Genomic DNA, 21,306 nt, shown 5'->3' with positions numbered 1-21,306 from the left:
GCCTAAGAGCCCGGCCCTCGACACTCTCGACAGAAGGGGCCCGCGATGCGGCCTTCCAAGCGTGCCGCCGACGAGTTGCGGCCCGTGAGCCTGGAGCGCGCGGTCTCGCGCTACGCCGAGGGCTCCTGCCTCGTCAGCTTCGGCAACACCCGGGTGCTCTGCACCGCGTCGCTGGAAGAGCGCGCGCCGCCGTGGCTGCGCGGTTCCGGCAAGGGCTGGGTCACGGCCGAGTACGCCATGCTGCCGCGTGCGACGCACGAACGCACCCGCCGCGAGGTCGGTTCCGGGAAGCCGTCGGGGCGTACCCAGGAGATCCAGCGACTGATCGGCCGTTCGCTGCGCGCTGTCACCAACCTCCCGGCCATGGGCGAGCGCCAGATCACGATCGATTGCGACGTGATCCAGGCCGACGGCGGCACCCGGACGGCCGCGATCACGGGCGCCTGGGTGGCGCTGCACGATTGCTTCGCCTGGATGCGGACCCGCTCGATCATCTCCGTCGACCCGCTGCGCGACCACGTCGCCGCCGTTTCCTGCGGCCTGTACAAGGGCACGCCGGTCCTCGACCTCGACTACGCCGAGGATTCGGCGGCCGAGACCGACGCCAACTTCGTGCTCACCGGCCGGGGCGGCATCGTCGAGGTGCAGGGTACCGCCGAGATGGAGCCCTTCACGCAGGAGCAGCTTCTCGAGCTCCTCGGCCTCGCCCGCGCCGGCACCGAGCGGCTGGTCGCCCTGCAGAAGGAGGCCCTCGCGTGAGCCGCCGTCTGACCGGGAAGGTGGTCATCGCCACGCACAATGCCGGCAAGCTCGCCGAGATGCGCGACCTGCTCGCGCCGTTCGGGATCGAGGCGGTGTCGGCGGGCGAGCTCGGCCTGCCCGAGCCCGACGAGACCGGCACGATGTTCGCCGAGAACGCGGCGATCAAGGCGCGGGCGGCGGCCGACGCCACCGGGCTGCCGGCCTTCGCGGACGATTCCGGCCTGTGCGTCGACGCCCTGGACGGCGCGCCGGGCATCTTCTCGGCCCGCTGGGCCGGCGCGACCAAGGACTTCACCGGCGCGATGGCGCGGATCTTCGCCGAACTCGACCGGCGCGGGGCCGCCGAGCGCCGGGCGCACTTCGTGTCCGCCCTCGTGCTGGCTTGGCCGGACGGGCACACCGAGCTGTTCGAGGGACGGGTCTTCGGCGACCTCGTCGCCGCGAAGGGCTCCGCGGGCTTCGGCTACGACCCGATCTTCCGGCCGGACGGCCACGACCGCACCTTCGGCGAGATGAGCGCCGAGGAGAAGCACGGGGTCGACTGGCAGCAGGGGCGGGGCCTGTCGCACCGGGCGCGGGCCTTCGTCGAGCTGAGCCGCGCCTGCCTCGCGCCCGGCGCTTGATTGCCAAACGGCGCGCGGGCGCTCACATGCCCGCCATCATGTCATCGACCGGCCCGGACCATCCGACCCGCGACGCGGGCTTCGGGATCTACCTGCACTGGCCCTTCTGCGCCGCGAAGTGCCCGTACTGCGACTTCAACAGCCACGTCCGCCACGCGGGCGTGGACGAGCCGCGCTTCCTGGCAGCCTTCCGCGCCGAGATCGCCCACACCGCCGCCCGCACGCCGGGCCGGACCGTGACCAGCATCTTCCTCGGCGGCGGCACGCCCTCGCTGATGCAACCCGCGACCGTGGCCGGGCTGCTCGACGCGGTGGCGGAGCATTGGGCGGTCGCGCCGGACGCGGAGGTGACCCTCGAGGCCAACCCGTCGAGCGTCGAGGCGGGCCGCTTCCAGGGCTACCGCGCCGCCGGGGTCAACCGCGTGTCGCTCGGGATCCAGGCCCTCGACGACGCCTCGCTGCGGACCCTCGGGCGCCTGCACGACACCGCGCAGGCGCTCGGCGCGATCGCCCTGGCGCAGTCGGCCTTCGCGCGGACCTCCTTCGACCTGATCTACGCGCGGCCCGGACAGACGCCGGACCTGTGGCGGGCGGAGCTGAGTGACGCGCTCGCGCGGGCCGCCGAGCACCTCTCGCTCTACCAACTCACCATCGAGCCCGGGACGCCGTTCCACGGGCTCGCCGCCGCCGGCAAGCTGGTGACGCCGGACGACGAGGTCGGTCGCGCCCTCTACGACGTCACCCAGGAGCTCTGCGCGAAGGCCGGCCTCCCGGCCTACGAGATCTCGAACCACGCGCGGCCCGGGGCGGAATCGCGGCACAACCTGCTCTACTGGCGCTACGGCGAGTATGCCGGCATCGGTCCGGGCGCCCACGGACGGCTCGTGACGGGCCAGGGCCGGGTCGGAACCGTGACGGAGCGGTCGCCCGAGGCGTGGCTCGCCCGCGTCGAGGCCGAGGGCCACGGGATCGTCGAGACCGAGAGCCTCTCGGCCGCCGACCAGGCCGACGAGTTCCTGCTGATGGGCCTGCGCCTGCGCGAGGGGATCGATCCCGAGCGCTACGCGGCGCTCAAGGGCCGGCCCCTGAACGGCAACCGCATCGGCATGCTGATCGGGGACGGCCTGCTCGAGCGGCTGCCGGGCGGCCGCATCGCCGCCACGGCGCGGGGGGCGCCGGTGCTCAATGCCCTGGTCGCCGAGCTCGCCGCCTGATCAGATCGCCGGCTTCGCGAGAACCCGGGGCGCCGGGCTGACGGGCGTCGCGGCGTTGTTGCGGATCTCGTAGACCGCGAGGGACCGCTCGCTCTGACCGTCCGGCCGGAACCGGAACGTCCCGTCGACGCCGGCGAAGCCCAGGCCGTTGGTCAGGGTGGTCTCGGCGAAGCGCTGCGAGCCGTAGCGCCGCGACAGGGCCGCGGCGAGCAGCACCGCGTCGTAGGCGAGCGAGGCCACCCGCGGCGGGACGGCGCCGAACCGGGCCTGGTAGCGCGCGCTGAAATTCGAGAAGCCGACGCGGTCCGGCGCGGCGAAGCGGCCACCCTGGAGGGCAGGCAGCGCGAACAGTGACGGCTCGTTCCAGAGGGCGGTGCCGAGGGGGCGCACTCGGGCCGGCGAGAAGCCCGGCTTCGTCAGCGCGGCCGCCACGGCGGGCATCGCGTCCGCAGTCTCGGGGATGAACAGCGCGTCGGCGGTGGCACCGGGCCCGGCGATAACCCGCGCGAGCCGCTCGACCGCCGGCCCGGGCGCGCCGGCCGGGTAGCGCTCCACGGCGGCGACGCGCGCGCCCTTGCGGGCGACGACCTCCCGGAACGCCGCCTCGACGGCGTTGCCGTAGGCGGTCTCGGGGATCAGCGCCGCGAAGGACCTCTTTCCGCCCGCGACCGCGTCCTCGACCACGCGGTCCACCTCCGGCTGCGGCAGGAAGCTCAGCAAGTAGACGCCCTGGTTCGCCACGGTCGCGTCCGTGGAGAAGCCGATCACCGGCTTGCCGGCGGTCCTGGCGACGGCCGCGGCGGCCTGCACGCTGCCGGCGAAGAGCGGGCCGAGGACGATCTCGGCGCCCTGCCGCAGCGCCTCCTGGGTCGCCTCCCGGGCGCCGTCCGGACTGCCCCGGTCGTCCTCGACGATGAGCGTCAGGTCGGGCTGTTGGGCCTCGTCGTAGGCGAGCTGCGCCGCGTTGCGCATCGCGGCCCCCACGGTCGATCCCTGGCCGGTCAGCGGCAGCACCAGGGCGACCTTCACCGAGCCCGCCCCGATGCGCCCGCCGCCGCCCGCGGCCGGCATCGGCGGCGCCGCGGGCGCGGTGCCCGGCGCATCCGGCACGGCGGCCGGCGGTGACAGCTCGGCCTGCGGCCCGGTCGCGCGTCGCGCGAGGTCGCTGCCGACGCAACCGCCGAGCGAGAGCAGGATCGCGCAGAGCGCGGCGGTCTGGGCGGTGACACGCACGAGACGGTCCCGCGCGCTTGTCGGGCGCGCCATGGCGCGTACTCCTTCGGGCAGGCTCCGCAGCCTGACCGGCGGATTCTCAAATGTAAACGCGGCGGCGGGGACTTGCCCCCCGGCCACGCGGCCTCGCCGCGACGAGAGGCGACCAGTGTGGCAAGATCGCCGGTGATGACCCGCAGATTCGACGACCCGGGGGCCGCCGCCCCGACCCGAGCTCCGTCCCCGAAGCTCGCCCCCGACCGCCCGCGCAGCACGACCTTCACGGCCTTCGGCCTCGCGAGCGAGACCGAACCCCTGTCGCCGGGCCTGCACATCGTGGCGACGCCGATCGGGAACCTGCGCGACATCACCATCCGGGCGCTGGCGACGCTGGCGGCCGCCGACGCGGTCCTGGCCGAGGACACCCGCGTCACCCGGAACCTGCTGGCGCATTACGGGATCACGACGCCGCTGCTCGCCTATCACGAGCATTCCAACGACGCGGTGCGCGAGCGGATGGTGGCGCGGCTCACCGCCGGCGAGGCCCTGGCGCTGGTCTCGGATGCCGGGACGCCGCTCGTATCGGATCCCGGCTACAAGCTGGTCCAGGCCGCCATCGAGGCCGGGATCGCCATCACGCCCGTCCCGGGGCCGTCCGCGGTGATGACCGCGCTGGTCGCGGCGGGCCTGCCGACCGACCGGTTCTTCTTCGAGGGCTTCCTGCCGCAGAAGGCCGGAGCGCGGCGCAACCGCCTCGAGGCGCTGATCCAGGTTCCCGGCACCCTGGTCCTGTTCGAGTCGCCGCATCGCCTGCCCGACATGCTGGCCGACGCCGCCGCGGTGCTCGGTTCGGAGCGGCCGGCGGCCGTGACCCGCGAGCTGACCAAGCTCTACGAAACCATCCGGCGCGATACGTTGGGCAGCCTGAGCGCGCGCTTCGCCCAGGAGGGACCGCCGAAGGGGGAGATCGTGGTGATCATCGGTGCGGCGACGGCGCCGGAGCGCAGCGCGGATTCGGATGCCGCCCTCGACGCCCTGATCCTGGCAGCGCTGGAGCGGCACTCGATCAAGGATGCCGCCAGCCTCGTGTCCGACGAGACCGGTCAGCCGAGGCGCCTCGTCTACACCCGCGCGCTGGCGCTGGCGCGGGACCAGGGATGACCGGGGCCCTGCCGGACCGGGCCGGCCGGCGCCGCGCCGCCTACCGGCTCGGCCACCGCGCCGAGTGGCTGGCGCTCGCCGCGCTGATGCTCAAGGGGTACTGGCCGATCGGCCGGCGCGTGAGCGTCGCGGGCGGCGAGATCGATCTCGTCGTCCGGCGCTGGAAGACCGTCGTGTTCGTGGAGGTGAAGGCGCGGGCGCGCCGCGACGATGCCCGGGAGGCGATCGACGCCGCCAAGCGGCGGCGGTTCTCCCGCGCGGTCCGCGCCTGGATCGGACGCAATGCGTGGTGTGCCGGGTCGACGTTCCGGGCCGACGCCGTGTTCGTCGGATCCCGGACCTGGCCCGCCCATGTCGAGCGGGTCTTCACCATCGAGGGTCTCTGACAGGCGGCCCGAGGCCGCCGGAGCCGACGCGCCGGGTCTTCAGTCCCGGGCGGCGCGGATCGCCCCGATCAAGGTCCGCTTCAAGTCGGCCTGGCTGAACGGCTTCTGGACGACGGGCCTGTCGCGGAACGGCTCGCGGATGCCGGCACCGCCGTAACCGGTCGAGAAGACCAGCGGCAGGTCGCGCTTGGCGATGGCCTCGGCCACCGGGTAGATCGGCTCACCCGCCACGTTCACGTCGAGAATGGCGACCTCGAACGCTTCCTGCGACGCCATCTCGAGCGCCGAGGACAGCCGCGCGGCCGGCCCGACCACGGCGCAGCCGAAATCGAGGAGCATGTCCTCCAGCAGCATCGAGATCGCGGCCTCGTCCTCGACGACGAGAACACGGACGCCGTTGAGGACGTCGTCGTTGGGGTCAGCAATCACGCCGGGCCGTCTTCCCTTCGAATGCCCCCGTCGCCGGGGATCTTGCCATGCGGCTGGTCACGCCTTGCGCACCGCGTGAGCAGCGTCCGGACGGGGTGAACGCGGCCCGAGGGTCAGCCCGCGAGACAACCTGAGGCGTCGCCCGTAATGCGCAATGTGTCAAGCGTTCCCGGCCCGTTCCGACACCCAGACCGGGCGCTATGTTAACCGATGATACATTTTTGTGCGGGCGGCTTCGCGCGGTCGTATGTGCGTGTCGCCGCGCGGCCACTCAATCGTCCTTGAACGTGACCTTGGCGCCCCGTGTCACATGCGCGGCGAGGTCGCGGGCGTTCCAGTTGGTCAGGCGGATGCAGCCGTGGGATTCCGTCTTCCCGACCTTCTCGGGCTCCGGCGTCCCGTGGATCCCGTAGCTCGGGATCGCCAGGTCGATCCAGACCAGGCCGACCGGGTTGTTGGGCCCCGACTGGATGGTGAATTTGTGCTGCGCCTTCACGCCCTTGAACGCGTATTTCGGGTTGTAGGTGTAGTCCGGGTCGAACGCGACGCCCTTCACCTTGGTCTCGCCGCTCGGGGCCGGCTTCTCGGCACTGCCGATCGACGCGGGGTAATAGGCCAAGAGCTTCCCATCGGCGCCGTAGGCGCGGACGTCGCGGCTCGACTTGTCGACCTCGATGCGTTCGACCTTCGGCTCTTGGGGCAGATCCTTGCCCTTCGGCTTGTCCGTGCCCATCGGGTCCACCGCCGCGACCGCGATGGTCGTGCCGGCCTTGTCGAGGGGCTTGCCGGGATTGAGCGCGCTGACGAGGTCGCGGCTCATGTGGAAGCGCTCGGCCAGCATCTCGCGGGGATTGGTGTAGCCCATCGACTTGAGCTCGGCCTGCTCCTCCATCTTGGGCGGGATCCGCTCGACGTAGGGGCCCGCGGCGTCGGCCTCGGAGAGCGTGTAGTCGGTGACGGCGGGCTTGTCGCTGGTCGCCTGGAGCTTGTCCCAGATCTCGGGCGTCAGGGTCTCGCCGGCGGGAAGCCCCTGGGCCACCGCGAACGCCGAGAGGGCGTGACGGTAATTGTCACCCTTCCGGCCGTCGATCGCTCCGGGATAGAAGCGCGCGCGATCGAGCAGCACCTGGGCCTTGACGATCAGCGGATCGGGCTTGTCGTCCGACGACTTGGCCCGACGGGCCTTCGCCTCGGACTTCGTGCCCTCGCTCTTCCCGGCGCCCGGCTGCGCCAGGGTCGCGGCGTTCACCGCCTCGGCGGTCAGCGCCGGCGGCTGGGCCGTCTCGGCCTTCCGGCCCTTCCCGGTCCGGGCGGCCGCGCCGTGCGCGGCCAGACAACTCGCCAGGAGGGCCACGCAGACCGGCCGCCAGGGTTTCGGGATCATCGCCGTCGTCATTCCGGGGAGCGGACGCGCTCCCGAGCCGAGAAATGCCGGACCTGCGGGAACGTTCCACCCGGTTCTACTGGCACAGGCGGTGACCGCCGTTGCGCTCGCGCTCGTCGAGGTGGAAATGGTTGGCGTGGGCGGCGTTCGAGCCCGGGCCGAGGACGGTGCGGAAGAAGCCGCAGGCCTTGGCGCGCACCGCGCCGAGGAACTGCGCCTCCTCGGAGCCGTCCGGCATCGCCTTGACGGGGATGCTCGCGCGCCCCGCGAAGGCGAAGCCCATGATGTCGGCGGCGTTGGCGAAGGCGTGCTCGCTGAGCTTGGCGTCGACGTCGTGGTTCTGTCCCCGGCAGACATAGGAACCGCCGAGTTCGAGCGCGATCAGCGGATGCTTCAGCATTCGATCGGCTTCGATCTGCACCTCCGTGACCCAGCGCGCCAGCGCCTCGGCGGTCCGGCAGGTCAGCGTGGCGCCCTGCGGCAGCACCACCCCGTCGGCGAACTTCGTCACCTTGAGCGGCAGCGGCGCGGTGCACTGGCCTTCGGAGATCGCCGGCAGCGGCTCGAACTCGACCCCGAGACGCTTGAGGCGCGTCCGGCAGGCGGAATCGTCCGGCGGTGTCACCTTAAGCGCCAGGGCGGCCGCGCCCGACAGCTCGGGCGGCCGCGCGGGCGGCGCTGGCGGCGGTGAGGGGATCTCGGGCTTCGCTGTCTCCTTCGCTGTCTCCTTCGCGGGTTCCTTCGGGGCTTCCTTCCCGGCTTCCTGCCCGGACTCCGGCGGCTTGTCCCGGCCATTCTCCCTCGACGGCTCCCGGGCCAGGTCCTTGCTCGGCTCCTTGCTCGGCTCAGCCGCGGCAGGTTTCAGTTCGGGCGGCCGTGCCGGCGGCGTCGGTGGCGCCGGCTCGGCGACGGGCGGCTTCAGCGCCTCGGGGCGCTCCGGCGGTAGGGGCGGGGGCGTCGGCACCGTGGCCGCCGGCGTCTCGACGGCGCCGACCGGCGTGGCGGAGAGGGCGAGCCCCGCGGCGAGGGCGCCGCCCGCCAGGAGCGTCGCGGATCGGAGGATCGACAGGCTGCGTCCCGGCATGGGGCCTCGAAGCGTGGGCGTTGGCCTCTACAACGGGCGAGACGCCATTCGGATCGCCCGGACCCGGTTGACGGCCGCGCCGATCGGACCACTGTCTTCCGGATCGCGCCGGCACACCCCATGTCGGCGCACCTGCGGCGCGGACGATCGCGCCGTCGCGTGGACGTCGAGATCGAGGACTGCATGTCGGACGCAGCTGATGCCGGGCTCTCGAGCCTGCCGCCGGACAATCCCTTCCGCGAGGCGCAGTGGAGCACCCCGCACGGCCTCCCGCCCTTCGAGCGGATTCGGCCGGAGCACTACCGGCCCGCGTTCGACGCCGCCCTCGCGGCGCACGATGCCGAGATCCGCGCCATCGCGAGTGAGTCCGCTCCCGCCACCTTCGGCAACACCGTCGAGGCGATGGAGCGGGCCGGCCTCGCCCTCGAGCGCGTCGCCGGCGTGTTCTACAACCTGACAGGCAGCCACACGAACCCCGAGTTGCAGGCCATCGAGCGGGAGATCGGGCCGAAGCTCGCCCGGCACGGCAGCGCCATCTACCTCAACCCCGAGCTCTGGGCCCGGATCTCGGCGATCGACGCCGAGGGCCTCAGCGCAGAGCAGCGCCGGGTCCTCGACCGGTACCGGATCCGCTTCCGCCGCTCGGGGGCGGATCTCGGGCCCGAGGACAAGGCCCGCATCGCCGAGATCGCGGCGCGCATGTCGGAACTCGGGACCACGTTCAGCCAGAACCTCCTGGCCGACGAGAGCAGCTTCACCCTGCCGCTGCAGGGCGAGAAGGATCTGGCCGGCCTGCCGCCGTTCCTGCGGGCCGCGGCCGAGAGCGCAGCGAAGGAGCGCGGCCTCGACGGGCACGTCATCACCCTGTCCCGCTCGCTGATCGAGCCGTTCCTGGTCTGCTCGACGCGGCGCGACCTGCGCGAGCGCGCCTACGCGGCCTGGACGCGGCGCGGCGAGAACGGCGGCGCGACCGACAACCGGGCGATCATCGCGGAGATCATCCGGCTGCGCGCCGAGCGGGCGCGGCTCCTCGGTTTCGAGAGCTTCGCCCATTTCGCCCTCGACGACACGATGGCGGCGAGCCCGGACGCGGCGACCGGGCTGCTGCGGGACGTGTGGACGCCGGCCCGGGCGCGGGCAGCGGAGGAGCGCGACCGTCTCCAGGCCACTATCCAGGCGGAGGGGCACAACTTTCCCCTCCAGGCGCACGATTGGCGGCACTACGCCGAGAAGGTGCGGCGCGCCGAGCACGACCTCGACGAGAGCGAGATCAAGGCGTACCTGCCGCTGGAGCGGATGATCCAGGCGGCGTTCGACACGGCCTCGCGGCTGTTCGGTCTGACCTTCACGGAACTCGCCGACGTGCCGCGCTACCATCCCGATGTCCGGGTCTGGCGGGTCGGCAATCCCGACGGGTCCGAGGTCGGCCTGTTCCTGGGCGACTACTTCGCCCGCGCCTCGAAGCGGTCCGGCGCCTGGATGAGCGCCTTCCGCTCGCAGGAGCGCCTGAACGGGACGGTCACGCCGATCATCGTCAACGTCATGAATTTCGCCAAGGCGCCGGACGGCGAGGCGACGCTGCTGTCCTTCGACGACGCGCGCACCCTGTTCCACGAGTTCGGCCACGCCCTGCACGGGCTGCTCTCGGACGTGACCTACCCGCTCCTGTCCGGGACGGCGGTGTCGCGCGACTTCGTGGAGCTGCCCTCGCAGCTCTACGAGCACTGGCTGGAGCAGCCGGAAGTCCTGCGGACCCACGCGCGCCACCATCGCACGGGCGAGCCCATGCCCGACGCCCTGCTGCGGAAGCTGCTCGCCGCGCGGACCTTCAACCAGGGTTTCGCCACCGTGGAGTACACGTCCTCGGCGATCGTCGACATGACCCTGCACCTCTCGGCGGAAGGCGAGGGCGGTCTCGACGTGCCCGCCTTCGAGGCCGAGGCGCTGCGGCGGATCAGCATGCCGGCCGAGATCAGCATGCGGCACCGGACGCCGCACTTCGCCCACATCTTCTCGGGGGATGGCTACGCCGCCGGATACTACAGCTACCTCTGGTCTGAGGTGCTGGACGCGGACGCCTTCGACGCGTTCCGCGAGGCCGGCGACATCTTCGATCCGGAGACGGCGAAGCGGCTGCGGACCTTCGTGTACGGGGCCGGCAATTTGCGCGACCCTCGCGAGGCCTACACGGCCTTCCGCGGGCGGATGCCGAGCATCGAGCCGCTCCTGAAGAAGCGCGGGCTCGCGGCCTGAGCGACGGGCGTGCGGTAAGGGTTTCGTAAACAAACGTCCTTAACGAACGCTTGCAGCGCGAGGCCGCGTGCGGAGTTCGGGGCGATGACGAAGATCGAAGCCAAGCAGGGCGTTTCCCAGGGCATCTCGCCGGCCGACCTGCTCAAGGCCGCGGTGACCGGCAAGACCGACTCCGCGGCCGCCGCGACCGAGACCGCGGCCTCGCCGGCCGGCGGGACGTTCGCGCTGGCGTCGCTGGCGCGCCTGGATCCGAAGCGGTTCGCGATCCCGGGCGCGACCCTGGCGGTCGGTGTCCTCCTGGGCGGGGGCGTCGTGGCGCTCTCCCGCCCGGCCTCCGTCCGGCCCGACGCGCTCGCGGCCCTCGAGACGACGCTCGATGCCGGCCGCACCGAGACCGTGCGCCTCGCCGCCGACATCGCGCAGCTCCACACCGTGCTCGCCGACCTGCGCGCCTCGACCGACGTGGCGCGGAAGGAGGCGGGCAGCCGCAGCACCGCCCTCGGCGAGCGCCTGGCGCAGGTCGACAAGAGCCTGAACGGCAAGATCACGGCCCTCGGCGAGCGGCTCGAGCAGGTCGAGCGCGACCACAACACCCGCCTCAGCGGCCTCGCCGCGCAGCTCGACCGCCGCGCGGCCGCGACTCCGGCCGCCGCGAAGGCGGAGCCGACCCAGACCGGCAGCATCGGCGAGCCCGCCCGCGCCGCCGAGGCGAAGCCCGAGGTCAAGGTCGCGGACGCCAAGGTGAGCGAGCCCAAGCCGAAGCCGGCGGCGGCCGACAAGCCGCCGGTCATCGAAGGCTGGGCCCTGCGGGACGTCTACGAGGGCACCGCGATCCTGGAGAACCGCCGGCGCCGCCTCGTCGAGGTCGCGCCCGGCGACGTCATCCCGGGCGTCGGCCGCGTCGAGGGCGTCGAGCGCCACGGTCGGGAATGGGTGGTGGTGACTCGCCAGGGCCTCGTCACCGCGCAGGCTTGGTAGACCTCAGCGGCCCGTGAACCCGGTCGGCGCCAGCTCGCCGGGCGCGATCGGGAAGCGCGGCTCGATCGTCATCGGATCGGCCAAGGCCGCCGCGCGCTCTGCGCGCCGGCGACCGTGCCTCAGGGCCCGGGTCTGCGCCGCGCGGGTCGGGTGCAGGATGGCAGCGAGCAGCGACTGCCCTTCGAACTCGCTGTCCAGGTTCTTGGCTTCGAAGACGGGCATGGCCGGCCTGCTTGAGTGCGGTACCGGACACTGCCGAAGGCGTCCATCCGGGCCACATCCCCAATAACGGGGATCGCGTGGACAGGTTCCGTCAAGCTTTCGCTCCGCAACCTCTTTTTTACTTTCGTCCAGGCGTCACCCGAATGCAGTGCGGCCGCGCACACCGGCCCGCGGTCAGACGAACTGGTTCAGACCCGGGATCGAGCCGATGATCGGGCCCATCGCGTCCTCGCCGACCTTCTCGCGGCCGAAGGCGAACAGCTCCTGTCCGAGGGGCTGCATCTGACCCATCGGCACGCCGGCGGCCATCAGCTTCTGGCCGAGCGCCATGACGCCGCCGCCGCCCATCATGCCGCCGAGCATGCCCATCAGGCCGCCGCCGCCGCTCTCGCCGGCATTCGACTCGGCGATCAGCGCCTCGGAGCCCGGCAGGGCCGCCAGCAGCTGGCCGACCTCGGCCGCGGGCCCTTCCTTCTGCAGGAAGGCCAGGATGTGCCCGATGGCGGTCTGAGCGGTCGCGGCGTCGAGCCCGGTGCGGGTGGTGACGCGGGCGAGCAGTTCTTCCATGGTGATGATCTCTTCGGAACGCTTCCAGACGTCCTTCGACTCTGAGGCGTCGGAAATCAAGCGCGCGGCATCGCTTCCCAGGAAAACTCCCCGGTTACAGCGGGCACGGTGCCGCAGCGCGCGACCTCGCCAAGGGCCGCCCCTTCCGGTAGACCCTCGGTCAGTCTTGAACCGTTCCAGGCCTCGGGGCCGGATGATCCAGGGAGTTGCCGGACCATGCGGGTCGGCCTGTTCGTGCCGTGCTACGTCGACGCCTTCGAGCCCGAGGTCGGGATCGCCACCCTCGAGCTCCTGGAGCGCCTGGGCTGCACGGTCGAGTACCCGTTCGACCAGACCTGCTGCGGCCAGCCGATGACCAACACCGGCTGCCACGCCGAGGCCGCCGCGACCGAGGCGCTGTTCGTCAAGAACTTCTCCGGTTTCGACTATATCGTCGCCCCGTCGGGATCCTGCGTCCATCAGGTGCGCGAGCACCTGACGGCGATCCCGCAGACCGACGAGGTCCGGCACGTCCGCGCCAGCACCTACGAGCTCGTGGAGTTCCTGCACGACGTGCTGAAGGTCGAGGACCTGCCCTGGGCGAACTTCCCCCACAAGGTCGCCTACCACACCAACTGCAACGCCCTGCGCGGCATCCACCACGCGCGGCCGACCGAGCTGGTGAAGCCCTACTACTCGAAGCCTCTCGACCTGCTGCGCCTCGTGAAGGGGGTCGAGCTCGTCGACCTCGCACGGCCGGACGAGTGCTGCGGCTTCGGCGGCACCTTCTCGGTGTTCGAGCCCGCCGTCTCGGCGAAGATGGGCTACGACAAGGTCGCCGATCAGAACCGGGCCGGGGCCGCCTACGTCGTCTCGGCGGATTCCTCCTGCCTCATGCACCAGAAGGGCTGCGCCGAACGGCTCGGCTTGCCGCTCAAGTACATCCACATCGCGCAGGTGCTGAACGGAGCCGCCGCATGAGCGCCGAGGACCTCAACCCCCGCGAGCGCGAAGGCGTCATCCACCCCGAGGTGCGGGCCGGCCACGACGAGAGCGAGCGGGCGCCGGACGGCCGGCGTCTCCAGCACGCGGAAGCCGCCTCGAAGCCGATCCGCGCCCCGCAGACCCGGGAGCCGCAGCCGCGCGGCGCGAAGATCCGGGGCGACCGGCCGATCAATCAGTCGGAGGCCGCCGAGCGCTTCCTCGCGGCGCCGCTGCACCAGGCCGCCCACGACGAGCGCCTGTGGGACCTGCGCAAGAAGCGCGACGCCTCCGCGCACGGCATCCCGGAGTGGGAGGAGCTGCGCGAGCTCGCCTCGCAGATCAAGACCCACACGCTGAGCCACCTTGACCGGTACCTCGAGCAGTTCGAGGCGGCCGCGAAGGCCAACGGCGTCCACGTGCACTGGGCGAAGGACGGCGCCGATCACAACCGGATCGTGCTGGACATCCTGCGGAGTCACGGTGCGAAGACGCTGGTGAAGTCGAAGTCGATGCTCACCGAGGAGTGCGGCTTCCGCCACCACATGGCGGCCAACGGCATCGAGGTCATCGAGACGGATCTCGGCGAGCGGATCCAGCAGCTCGACAACGAGGAGCCGAGCCACGTCGTGGCGCCGGCGGTTCACAAGACTCGGATGGACGTGGCCGAGGTCTTCGCCAAGACGCTCGGCACCGATCCGGACAACGACGACGCGCACTACCTCGCCGAGAGCCAGCGCGAGACCACCCGGCCCTACATCCTGAAGGCCGATGCCGGCATGACCGGATGCAACTTCGCGATCGCCGAGACCGGCACGGTCGTGACCTGCACCAATGAGGGCAACGCCGACCTGTCCGGCAACGTGCCGCCGCTGCAGATCCACTCCATCGGCATCGAGAAGATCATCCCGAAGGTCGAGCACCTCGGGGTGTTCATCCGCCTGCTGTCGCGCTCGGCGCTGGGCTCGCCGATCACCCAGTACACCTCGCATTTCCGCGGCCCCCGCGCGGGCACCGAGATGCACATGGTGCTGGTCGACAACGGCCGCTCCGAGCGCCTCGGCATGGAGGAGTTCTGGACCTCGCTGAAATGCATCCGCTGCGGCGCGTGCATGAACACCTGCCCGGTCTACCGGCGCTCGGGCGGCCTCTCCTACGGCGCGACCTATTCGGGGCCGATCGGTCTGATCATCGATCCGACCTTCAACAAGCGGAAATACTCGACGCTGCCGTTCTCCTCGACGATGAACGGCTCCTGCACCAACGTCTGCCCGGTAAAGATCAATATCCACGAGCAGATCTTCGCGTGGCGGAAGGTGCTGGTCGAGGAGCACCAGATCCCGGCGCTCAAGCAGGGCATGATGAAGGCCGCGGGCGCCGTGCTCTCGCGCCCGGCCGCCTACCGGGCGGCGATCGGCGCGGCGGATTCCGCCCTGAAGGTCCTGCCGCGCTTCGCGGTCTACAACCCGCTCAACACCTGGGGGAAGAAGCGCGAGATGCCCGACGCGCCGCGCCAGACCTTCCACGCCTGGTACAAGCAGAACCGCATGAAGGACACGGGTCGATGAGCGCCCGCGACGCGATCCTCGACGGCATCCGCAGGAACCGGCCGGCCGGCGACTTCCCGCTGCCGGAGGTGCCACTGTTCGCGCCGCTGGTCGGCGAGGACCTGGTCGCCGAGTTCGGCGAGCGGCTGAAGCGCATGGGCGGCCGCGTGGCCGAGCCCGGTGCCGGCGACGTGTTCGCGGGCGTGCGCGAGCGCCTCGACGCCGCCAAGGTTATCGCCTCCGCGGTGCCGGAGCTGACCGGCAACCGCGACCTGCGGAGCGTGCGCGCGCCCCAAGAGGTCGAGGACGTGGACGTGGCGGTGGTCCGCGCGGTGTTCGGCATCGCCGAGACCGGCTCGGTGCTGTTCACGCAGGACCAGCTGATCGTCAACGCGGTCGCCTATCTCGCGCAGCACCTCGTCGTGCTGCTCGACCCGGCCGACATCGTGCCGAACGTGCAGGCGGCCTACCGCCGGCCGGAATTCGGCCGATCGGCCTACGCGGTGCTGCATACCGGCCCGTCGGCCACCGCCGACATCGAGGGCGTCCTCATCCACGGCGCGCAGGGCGTGCGCTCTCTGACGGTGGTGCTGCTCCCGAGGGATGGCGCCGAGCGCGGCTGAGACCGGCTCCATCGCTTCAGCCGTCCTTGCGAGCGGAGCGAAGCAATCCAGGGACGCGCTGCTCTGGCTCGCTTCGCTGCGCTCGCGATGACGGTGGCGCCGTCCGACGCACGCGGCGCCGCCGTCTCGCCCGCGACCCCCCGATCGAGCCGGAACCGACGGTCGGGCGCGCCCCTTGCTTGGACGGCGGATGGGCCGTCATCCGGCAAGGAGATCCGATGCGCTACACCCTCGGTTGCAGCCTGTCCTACAACATCCTCTCGGACACCACCTTCATCTTCAATCTGGAGGTGGCGAAGCTGAAGAGCGTCGAGATCCTCAGCGAGAGCCTGGTCCTGACGCCGAACCTCAAGCGCGATCTCTACACGACCCCCGATCTCCAGAACCGCTATCTCGCGGTCAACGTCCCGACCGGTCAGTTCGCGCTGGAGTACAATGCCGAGGTCGACCTGACCGTGCACCGGGCCGACCCGGCGACCGTCAACGAGACGTCCATCGGGCAGCTGCCCCTCGACATCCTGCCGTTCCTGCTGCCGAGCCGGTTCGTCTCCTCGGACCGGCTGACGCCCTTCGCGCTCGCCGAGTTCGGGGCGCTCCCCAAGGGCCACGCGCGCGTGAACCAGATCTGCAACTGGATCCACGACCACATCGCCTACCAGCCCGGCTCCAGCGACGGCGAGACGACCGCCCACGAGTCGCTCCTGAAGCGCGCCGGCGTCTGCCGCGACTTCGCGCATATCGGCGCCGCCTTCTGCCGGGCGCTCGGGATCCCGGCCCGGTTCGTGAGCTGCTACGCCCACGGCCTCGTCCCGAGCGACTTCCACGCGGTATTCGAGGCCTATCTCGACGGGCGCTGGTGGCTGTTCGACGCCACCCGGCAGGCCGACCTCGACGGGCTGGTGCGAATCGGCGTCGGGCGCGACGCCGCGGAGATCGCCTTCTCGACGCCCTTCGGCAACATGCAGCCGGTCAATCAGCAGGTCCGGATCCAACGCGCGGACGGGCAGGGCAGCCCGGTGCCGCGCACGGTGGACGCCATCTCGACCGAGATCCCGGCGCCGCACGCCGGAGCGGCCTGAGCGCGGATCCGGCCGGGATCACGTCGTCCTGTGATCCCGTGATCCCGGCCGCGCCGCGGCGAAGCGGGTGCCGGTGCAGGACGCCCGATCCCGGCCTGCGTCGGCGAAGAGCGGCACGCGGGCTCCATCCGATCAGGCCCGCGACGCCGCCACGGACGCGCGCCGGACCCGCCGTTCCGCGCGAGCGAGGACCACGCGGCGCGCAAGCAGATTGGCGCGCCGGACCCGCCGAGGTGGCGGCGCGACATGTCGTTCCGCCCGTCGGTCGGCGTATTGCCGGCGCCGGTCCCGCGCAGGGATAGTGATACAGCGACTTTCCGGGTGCCGGATTGCCGCGTCCCGCCCGGATCGCGGCCGGGAGATCCTCGGCTTGCCCGAAGACAAATTGCGTCTCGACGAAGCGTCTCGTCAGCGCCGCGCCATTGTCCTTCATCTTGTCGTCGCCGCCGAAATGGCCGCAAGCGTGGCTGTGGCGGGGTCGCAACACCGTAAAACGATCCCCGCTCCGCCCCGAGACCTGCCCGTAAACGCCGCGATCCCGCCATAGTCCGGGCCCACCTCAACATCCGCGGTAAACGGCAAATTCGACAACGGTTTACCGTTCGGAAACGAGGACTTCCCGAGCACGCGGACGGATCTCCCGGCGCCTCGCGAACGGCGACGCGCCGCGGTTCAACGCACCCTCGGGATCGGCTGCGAAGGCTTAGTCTGAAGTCATGGTGACGCGTTTGAACGACAAGTCGAAGCTGCCGAGTCGCCACGTCACGGAGGGGCCCGACCGCGCCCCGCACCGCTCCTACCTCTACGCCATGGGCCTGACCCGTGAGCAGATCCACCAGCCGCTGGTGGGTGTCGCCTCCTGCTGGAACGAGGCCGCGCCCTGCAACATCTCGCTGATGCGCCAGGCGCAGGCGGTGAAGAAGGGCGTCGCCGCCGCCAACGGGACGCCGCGCGAGTTCTGCACGATCACCGTCACCGACGGCATCGCCATGGGCCATGGCGGCATGCGCGCGTCGCTGCCGTCGCGCGAGGTCATCGCCGACTCGGTCGAGCTGACCATGCGCGGCCACGCCTACGACGCCCTCGTGGGCCTCGCGGGCTGCGACAAGTCGCTGCCCGGCATGATGATGGCGATGGTCCGGCTGAACGTGCCCTCGATCTTCATCTACGGCGGCTCGATCCTGCCCGGCTCGTTCCGCGGCAAGCCCGTGACCGTCCAGGACCTGTTCGAGGCGGTCGGCAAGGTCGCCGTCGGCGACATGAGCCTCGAGGACCTCGACGAGCTGGAGCAGGTCGCCTGCCCGTCGGCCGGCGCCTGCGGCGCGCAGTTCACCGCCAACACCATGGCGACCGTCTCCGAGGCGATCGGCCTGGCGCTGCCCTACTCGGCCGGCGCCCCGGCCCCCTACGAGATCCGCGACAAGTTCTGCGCCACGGCCGGCGAGAAGGTGATGGAGCTCCTGGAGAAGCGCATCCGCCCGCGCGACATCGTCACCCGCAAGGCGCTGGAGAACGCCGCCACGGTGGTGGCGGCCTCGGGCGGCTCCACCAACGCGGCGCTGCACCTGCCGGCGATCGCCCACGAGTGCGGCATCGAGTTCACCCTGTTCGACGTGGCCGAGATCTTCCGGCGCACGCCCTACATCGCCGACCTGAAGCCCGGCGGGCGCTACGTCGCCAAGGACATGTTCGAGGTCGGCGGCATCCCGCTGCTGATGAAGACGCTCCTCGACCACGGCTTCATGCACGGCGACTGCCTGACGGTCACCGGCCGCACCATCGCGGAGAACATGGACCGGGTGACCTGGAACCCGGACCAGGACGTGGTCTATCCGGCGAACCGGCCGATCACCCCGACCGGCGGCGTCGTCGGCCTAAAGGGCAACCTCGCCCCCGAGGGCGCGATCGTGAAGGTCGCCGGCATCCCGGCCGAGAAGCAGGTCTTCACCGGCCCGGCCCGCGTGTTCGACGGCGAGGAGGCCTGCTTCGCGGCCGTGCAGGCCCGCAGCTACCAGGAAGGCGACGTCCTCGTGATCCGCTACGAGGGCCCGCGGGGCGGCCCCGGCATGCGCGAGATGCTGTCGACCACCGCGGCCCTCTACGGCCAGGGCATGGGCGACAAGGTCGCGCTGATCACCGACGGGCGCTTCTCGGGCGCGACCCGGGGCTTCTGCGTCGGGCATGTCGGCCCCGAGGCCGCCGTGGGCGGCCCGATCGGGCTGCTGCGCGACGGCGACGTCATCACCCTCGACGCGATCCAGGGCACGCTCAGCGTCGCCCTGTCGGACGCGGAGCTGGCCGAGCGGCGCAAGGCCTGGACCGCGCGGCCCAACACCGCGACCTCCGGCTACCTCTGGAAATACGCGCAGGGCGTCGGCCCGGCCTTGTACGGCGCCGTCACCCATCCGGGAGGTGCCAAGGAGACGCAGAGCTATGCGGACGTCTAGGACTGACCTCAGCCGGCGCAGGGCGCCGGCCGGGGCCGATCCCGGTCGGTTCCGGTCCGTCGGCCGGCTCGCGGTCGCGACCTGGGCGCTCGCCCTGGTCGCGCTGCCGGTCGCGCCGTCGCGCGCCCTCGACGCCAATGTCCGCACGCCCGTGCAGGTCCCGGTCGCCGACAAGAGCTACCGCTCGGCCAAGGACGCGCTGCGCGCCGGCATGCGCGAGTACAATGCCGGCGACAAGCAGGGCGCCGCCCGCGCGCTGGAGTACGCGGCCGGCCAGGGCCACGCCCTTGCGCTGTGGAAGCTCGGCCGGATGTACGCCGACGGCGACGGCGTCCCGCACGACGACCTGAAGGCGTTCGAGTTCTTCTCGCGGATCGCCGACGCCAGCACCGATGACGGGCCCGATCCGCAGAACTCGGCGGTCCTGGGCAGCGCCTTCACGGCTCTGGGCACCTACTTCTTGGAGGGGATCAAGGGCACCTACGTGCGCCCCAATCCCGAGCGCGCCTACGACATGTTCAACTACGCGGCGTCCTACTACGGGGACCCCAACGCGCAGTACAATCTCGCCCGGCTCTACCTCGACGGCACCGGCGTCGAGGCCGACCCGCGGCAGGCCGCGCGCTGGTTCAACCTCGCCGCCGAGAAGGGCCACCACCCGGCGCAGGCGCTGCTCGGCGACATGCTGGTCAACGGCCTGGGCGGCATCCCGGTCCAGCGGGTGCGCGGCCTGATGTGGCTCTCGCTCGCCCGGGAAGGCGCCGAGAACCGCAAGGACGACTGGATCGTCGCGCTCTACGAGAAGAACTGGGCGGCCGCGAGCGAGGACGACCGCGCCGAGGCCCAGACGCAGCTCCAGACCGTGGGCTCGATCCGCAAGCGGCGCTGAGCCGCCCTCGACTGTGCAAGCGGCGCTGAGCGGCCTCAGCTCTTCGCCGCGGCGATCGCCGCGGTGAAGGACGGCCGCTCCAGCGTCGCCGCGACCCAGTCGGCGAGCTTCGGCCACCGGGCGCCGTCGACCGCGACCTTGGCCAGCCGCAGGTTGTGGAACGGCGCCGCCACGGCGATGTCGGCGATGCCGAACCGGCCGCCGACGAGGTAGGGCCCGTCGATCTGCGACTCGAGGTAGTCGAACAGCGGCGGCAGCGCCGTGTCGACGGTCCGCTGCGCCAGGGCTTCGTCGCCCTCGACCTTGAACAGGCGTGGCTTGAGGAAGCGCTCGACGAACGGCACCAGCACCTGCCGGGTCAGCTCGCACTCGCCGAACTTGTCGAACCAGCGGGCGCGGGCGGCGTCCCGCGCGTCCTCGGGGATCAGCGCGGGCGCCGGATGCAGCCGCTCGAGATAGTCCACGATGGCGCTCGAATCGGCGAGGCGATACCCGGCATCCTCCATCGCGGGGATCTTCCCCATCGGGCTCGCCGCCCGGAAGCCGGGATCCGCCGCGTGGAAGCCGACCGGGCGGTGCTCGAAGGCGATGCCCTTCTCGTAGAGCGCCGCGAGCACCTTGCGCACGTAGGGCGACACGCTGCTGCCGTAGATGATCATCGTCGTTCCCCCCGATCGCGGCTCTAACCGGCCGCCAGTTCCGCCGTGACCGGCACGTGGTCCGACGGCTTGTCGAGACCGCGCAAGTGCTTCTGGACCGAGGCCGAGACCAAGCGGTCGCCGGCCTGGGGCGAGAGCAGCAGGTGGTCGATGCGGATGCCGGCATTCCGCTGCCAGCACCCGGCCTGATAGTCCCAGAAGGTGTAGAGCCCGTCGCGCGGGTCGCAGGCGCGCAGGGCGTCGGTGTAGCCCTCGGCGAGGATCGCCCGGAACGCGGCCCGCGTCGTCCCGAGGAACAGGGCGTCCGAGCGCCACGCCTCCGGATCGGCCGCGTCGGCCGCCTCCGGGATGACGTTGTAGTCGCCCGCCAGCACCACCGCGATCTCGTCGTCCAGCAGCGCCCGGGCGTGGAGCCGCAGCCGCTCCATGAAGGCGAGCTTGTACGGGTATTTCGGGCTGTCCACCGGGTTGCCGTTCGGCAGGTAGATCGACGCCACGCGCACCGGGCGGGTGTCCGCGCCCGAGATCAGCGCCTCGATGTAGCGGGCCTGCTCGTCGGCGGCGTCGCCCGGCAGTCCGCGCCGAATCTCCGACATGGCCAGCGGCGCCCGGACCAGCAGCGCCACGCCGTTATAGGCCTTCTGGCCCAGCGTCTCGACCGCGTAGCCCGCCGCCTCGATGTCGGCGCGCGGGAAGGCCTCGTCCTGGCATTTCAGCTCCTGCAGGCAGACCACGTCGGGCCGCGCCTCCTCCAGGAAGCCGAGGAGGTGCGGGAGCCGCTGCTTGATCGAGTTGACGTTCCAGGTGGTGATCCGCATCGCCTCGCT

General features: G+C 71.6%; 21 protein-coding genes. 13 read left to right on the top strand and 8 right to left on the bottom strand.

What is annotated here, in order from left to right:
* The first annotated feature begins 45 nt into the window (after positions 1 to 45).
* Genes rph through hemW form a run of 3 tightly spaced genes read left to right on the top strand, consistent with a single transcriptional unit; the run spans position 46 to position 2,599 of the window.
* Positions 46 to 759 carry a ribonuclease PH gene (gene rph, locus BLW78_RS04890; RefSeq protein WP_056528382.1) on the top strand — a complete coding sequence of 238 codons (714 nt, stop codon included), beginning with the start codon at positions 46 to 48 and terminating at the stop codon, positions 757 to 759.
* A complete protein-coding gene (rdgB, locus tag BLW78_RS04885; RefSeq protein ID WP_020091869.1) occupies positions 756 to 1,385 on the top strand; it encodes an RdgB/HAM1 family non-canonical purine NTP pyrophosphatase in 630 nt (209 codons plus the stop codon). The genes rph and rdgB overlap by 4 nt, the downstream gene beginning before the upstream one ends.
* 26 nt (positions 1,386 to 1,411) lie before the next feature.
* Positions 1,412 to 2,599 (top strand): radical SAM family heme chaperone HemW, encoded by a 1,188-nt coding sequence (gene hemW, locus BLW78_RS04880; RefSeq protein WP_170855085.1) that lies wholly within the window; start codon positions 1,412 to 1,414, stop codon positions 2,597 to 2,599.
* Here hemW and BLW78_RS04875 read toward each other — a convergent pair whose 3' ends face one another.
* Positions 2,600 to 3,865: a penicillin-binding protein activator gene (locus BLW78_RS04875; protein ID WP_091677146.1), complete on the bottom strand. Its 1,266-nt coding sequence runs from the start codon at positions 3,863 to 3,865 to the stop codon at positions 2,600 to 2,602. It lies immediately after the preceding gene.
* Between the two features lie 135 nt (positions 3,866 to 4,000).
* Here BLW78_RS04875 and rsmI point away from each other — a divergent pair, with 135 nt between their 5' ends.
* Together rsmI and BLW78_RS04865 are read left to right on the top strand one after the other, a co-directional pair.
* Positions 4,001 to 4,972, top strand: coding sequence for a 16S rRNA (cytidine(1402)-2'-O)-methyltransferase (rsmI, locus tag BLW78_RS04870; protein WP_056528388.1), 972 nt, complete (start codon positions 4,001 to 4,003; stop codon positions 4,970 to 4,972).
* Complete coding sequence (locus BLW78_RS04865; protein ID WP_020091873.1) at positions 4,969 to 5,358, top strand: YraN family protein; 390 nt, start codon at positions 4,969 to 4,971, stop codon at positions 5,356 to 5,358. The genes rsmI and BLW78_RS04865 overlap by 4 nt, the downstream gene beginning before the upstream one ends.
* A gap of 39 nt (positions 5,359 to 5,397) precedes the next feature.
* Here BLW78_RS04865 and BLW78_RS04860 read toward each other — a convergent pair whose 3' ends face one another.
* The 3 genes from BLW78_RS04860 to BLW78_RS04850 form a co-directional block, all read right to left on the bottom strand.
* Positions 5,398 to 5,787, bottom strand: a complete 390-nt coding sequence (locus BLW78_RS04860; protein ID WP_012319888.1) for a response regulator — start codon at positions 5,785 to 5,787, stop codon at positions 5,398 to 5,400.
* A 271-nt stretch (positions 5,788 to 6,058) separates the two neighbouring features.
* A complete protein-coding gene (locus BLW78_RS04855) occupies positions 6,059 to 7,171 on the bottom strand; it encodes a L,D-transpeptidase family protein (protein ID WP_091677223.1) in 1,113 nt (370 codons plus the stop codon).
* A gap of 76 nt (positions 7,172 to 7,247) precedes the next feature.
* Positions 7,248 to 8,255, bottom strand: coding sequence for an extensin family protein (locus tag BLW78_RS04850; protein WP_091677143.1), 1,008 nt, complete (start codon positions 8,253 to 8,255; stop codon positions 7,248 to 7,250).
* A 183-nt stretch (positions 8,256 to 8,438) separates the two neighbouring features.
* Between BLW78_RS04850 and BLW78_RS04845 the strand changes: the two genes are divergently transcribed.
* Together BLW78_RS04845 and BLW78_RS04840 are read left to right on the top strand one after the other, a co-directional pair.
* A complete protein-coding gene (locus BLW78_RS04845; RefSeq protein WP_091677220.1) occupies positions 8,439 to 10,508 on the top strand; it encodes a M3 family metallopeptidase in 2,070 nt (689 codons plus the stop codon).
* Between the two features lie 84 nt (positions 10,509 to 10,592).
* Positions 10,593 to 11,486 carry a hypothetical protein gene (locus tag BLW78_RS04840; RefSeq protein ID WP_091677141.1) on the top strand — a complete coding sequence of 298 codons (894 nt, stop codon included), beginning with the start codon at positions 10,593 to 10,595 and terminating at the stop codon, positions 11,484 to 11,486.
* 3 nt (positions 11,487 to 11,489) lie between these two features.
* Here BLW78_RS04840 and BLW78_RS04835 read toward each other — a convergent pair whose 3' ends face one another.
* Together BLW78_RS04835 and BLW78_RS04830 are read right to left on the bottom strand one after the other, a co-directional pair.
* Positions 11,490 to 11,708 carry a hypothetical protein gene (locus tag BLW78_RS04835; protein WP_012319883.1) on the bottom strand — a complete coding sequence of 73 codons (219 nt, stop codon included), beginning with the start codon at positions 11,706 to 11,708 and terminating at the stop codon, positions 11,490 to 11,492.
* Between the two features lie 174 nt (positions 11,709 to 11,882).
* Entirely contained in the window at positions 11,883 to 12,275 is a 393-nt protein-coding gene (locus BLW78_RS04830) for a DUF2267 domain-containing protein (RefSeq protein WP_012319882.1), read from the bottom strand.
* A 216-nt stretch (positions 12,276 to 12,491) separates the two neighbouring features.
* On the opposite strand from BLW78_RS04830, the gene BLW78_RS04825 reads away from it, so the two are divergent.
* From BLW78_RS04825 to BLW78_RS04800, 6 genes are all read left to right on the top strand, one after another.
* The gene (locus BLW78_RS04825; RefSeq protein WP_042673458.1) at positions 12,492 to 13,235 is read left to right on the top strand and encodes a (Fe-S)-binding protein; all 744 of its coding nucleotides are present in this window, start codon (positions 12,492 to 12,494) and stop codon (positions 13,233 to 13,235) included.
* Entirely contained in the window at positions 13,232 to 14,803 is a 1,572-nt protein-coding gene (locus BLW78_RS04820; protein ID WP_056528400.1) for a lactate utilization protein B, read from the top strand. The genes BLW78_RS04825 and BLW78_RS04820 overlap by 4 nt, the downstream gene beginning before the upstream one ends.
* Positions 14,800 to 15,405, top strand: a complete 606-nt coding sequence (locus tag BLW78_RS04815) for a LutC/YkgG family protein (RefSeq protein WP_091677138.1) — start codon at positions 14,800 to 14,802, stop codon at positions 15,403 to 15,405. The genes BLW78_RS04820 and BLW78_RS04815 overlap by 4 nt, the downstream gene beginning before the upstream one ends.
* Positions 15,406 to 15,623: 218 nt before the next feature.
* Complete coding sequence (locus tag BLW78_RS04810; protein ID WP_091677135.1) at positions 15,624 to 16,484, top strand: transglutaminase-like domain-containing protein; 861 nt, start codon at positions 15,624 to 15,626, stop codon at positions 16,482 to 16,484.
* A 716-nt stretch (positions 16,485 to 17,200) separates the two neighbouring features.
* Entirely contained in the window at positions 17,201 to 18,931 is a 1,731-nt protein-coding gene (gene ilvD / locus BLW78_RS04805; RefSeq protein WP_091677132.1) for a dihydroxy-acid dehydratase, read from the top strand.
* On the top strand, positions 18,918 to 19,820 hold the full coding sequence (locus BLW78_RS04800; protein WP_091677130.1) for a tetratricopeptide repeat protein: 903 nt from the start codon (positions 18,918 to 18,920) through the stop codon (positions 19,818 to 19,820). The genes ilvD and BLW78_RS04800 overlap by 14 nt, the downstream gene beginning before the upstream one ends.
* A 35-nt stretch (positions 19,821 to 19,855) precedes the next feature.
* On the opposite strand, the gene BLW78_RS04795 is transcribed toward BLW78_RS04800, so the two are convergent.
* Together BLW78_RS04795 and xth are read right to left on the bottom strand one after the other, a co-directional pair.
* Positions 19,856 to 20,479, bottom strand: a complete 624-nt coding sequence (locus BLW78_RS04795; RefSeq protein ID WP_091677127.1) for a glutathione S-transferase family protein — start codon at positions 20,477 to 20,479, stop codon at positions 19,856 to 19,858.
* A gap of 23 nt (positions 20,480 to 20,502) precedes the next feature.
* Entirely contained in the window at positions 20,503 to 21,297 is a 795-nt protein-coding gene (gene xth / locus BLW78_RS04790) for an exodeoxyribonuclease III (protein WP_091677125.1), read from the bottom strand.
* Between the last annotated feature and the right edge of the window lie 9 nt (positions 21,298 to 21,306).

Source organism: Methylobacterium sp. 275MFSha3.1 (assembly GCF_900108435.1).
Lineage (GTDB): Bacteria > Pseudomonadota > Alphaproteobacteria > Rhizobiales > Beijerinckiaceae > Methylobacterium.
This window is presented reverse-complemented; position numbering and strand designations above follow the sequence as displayed.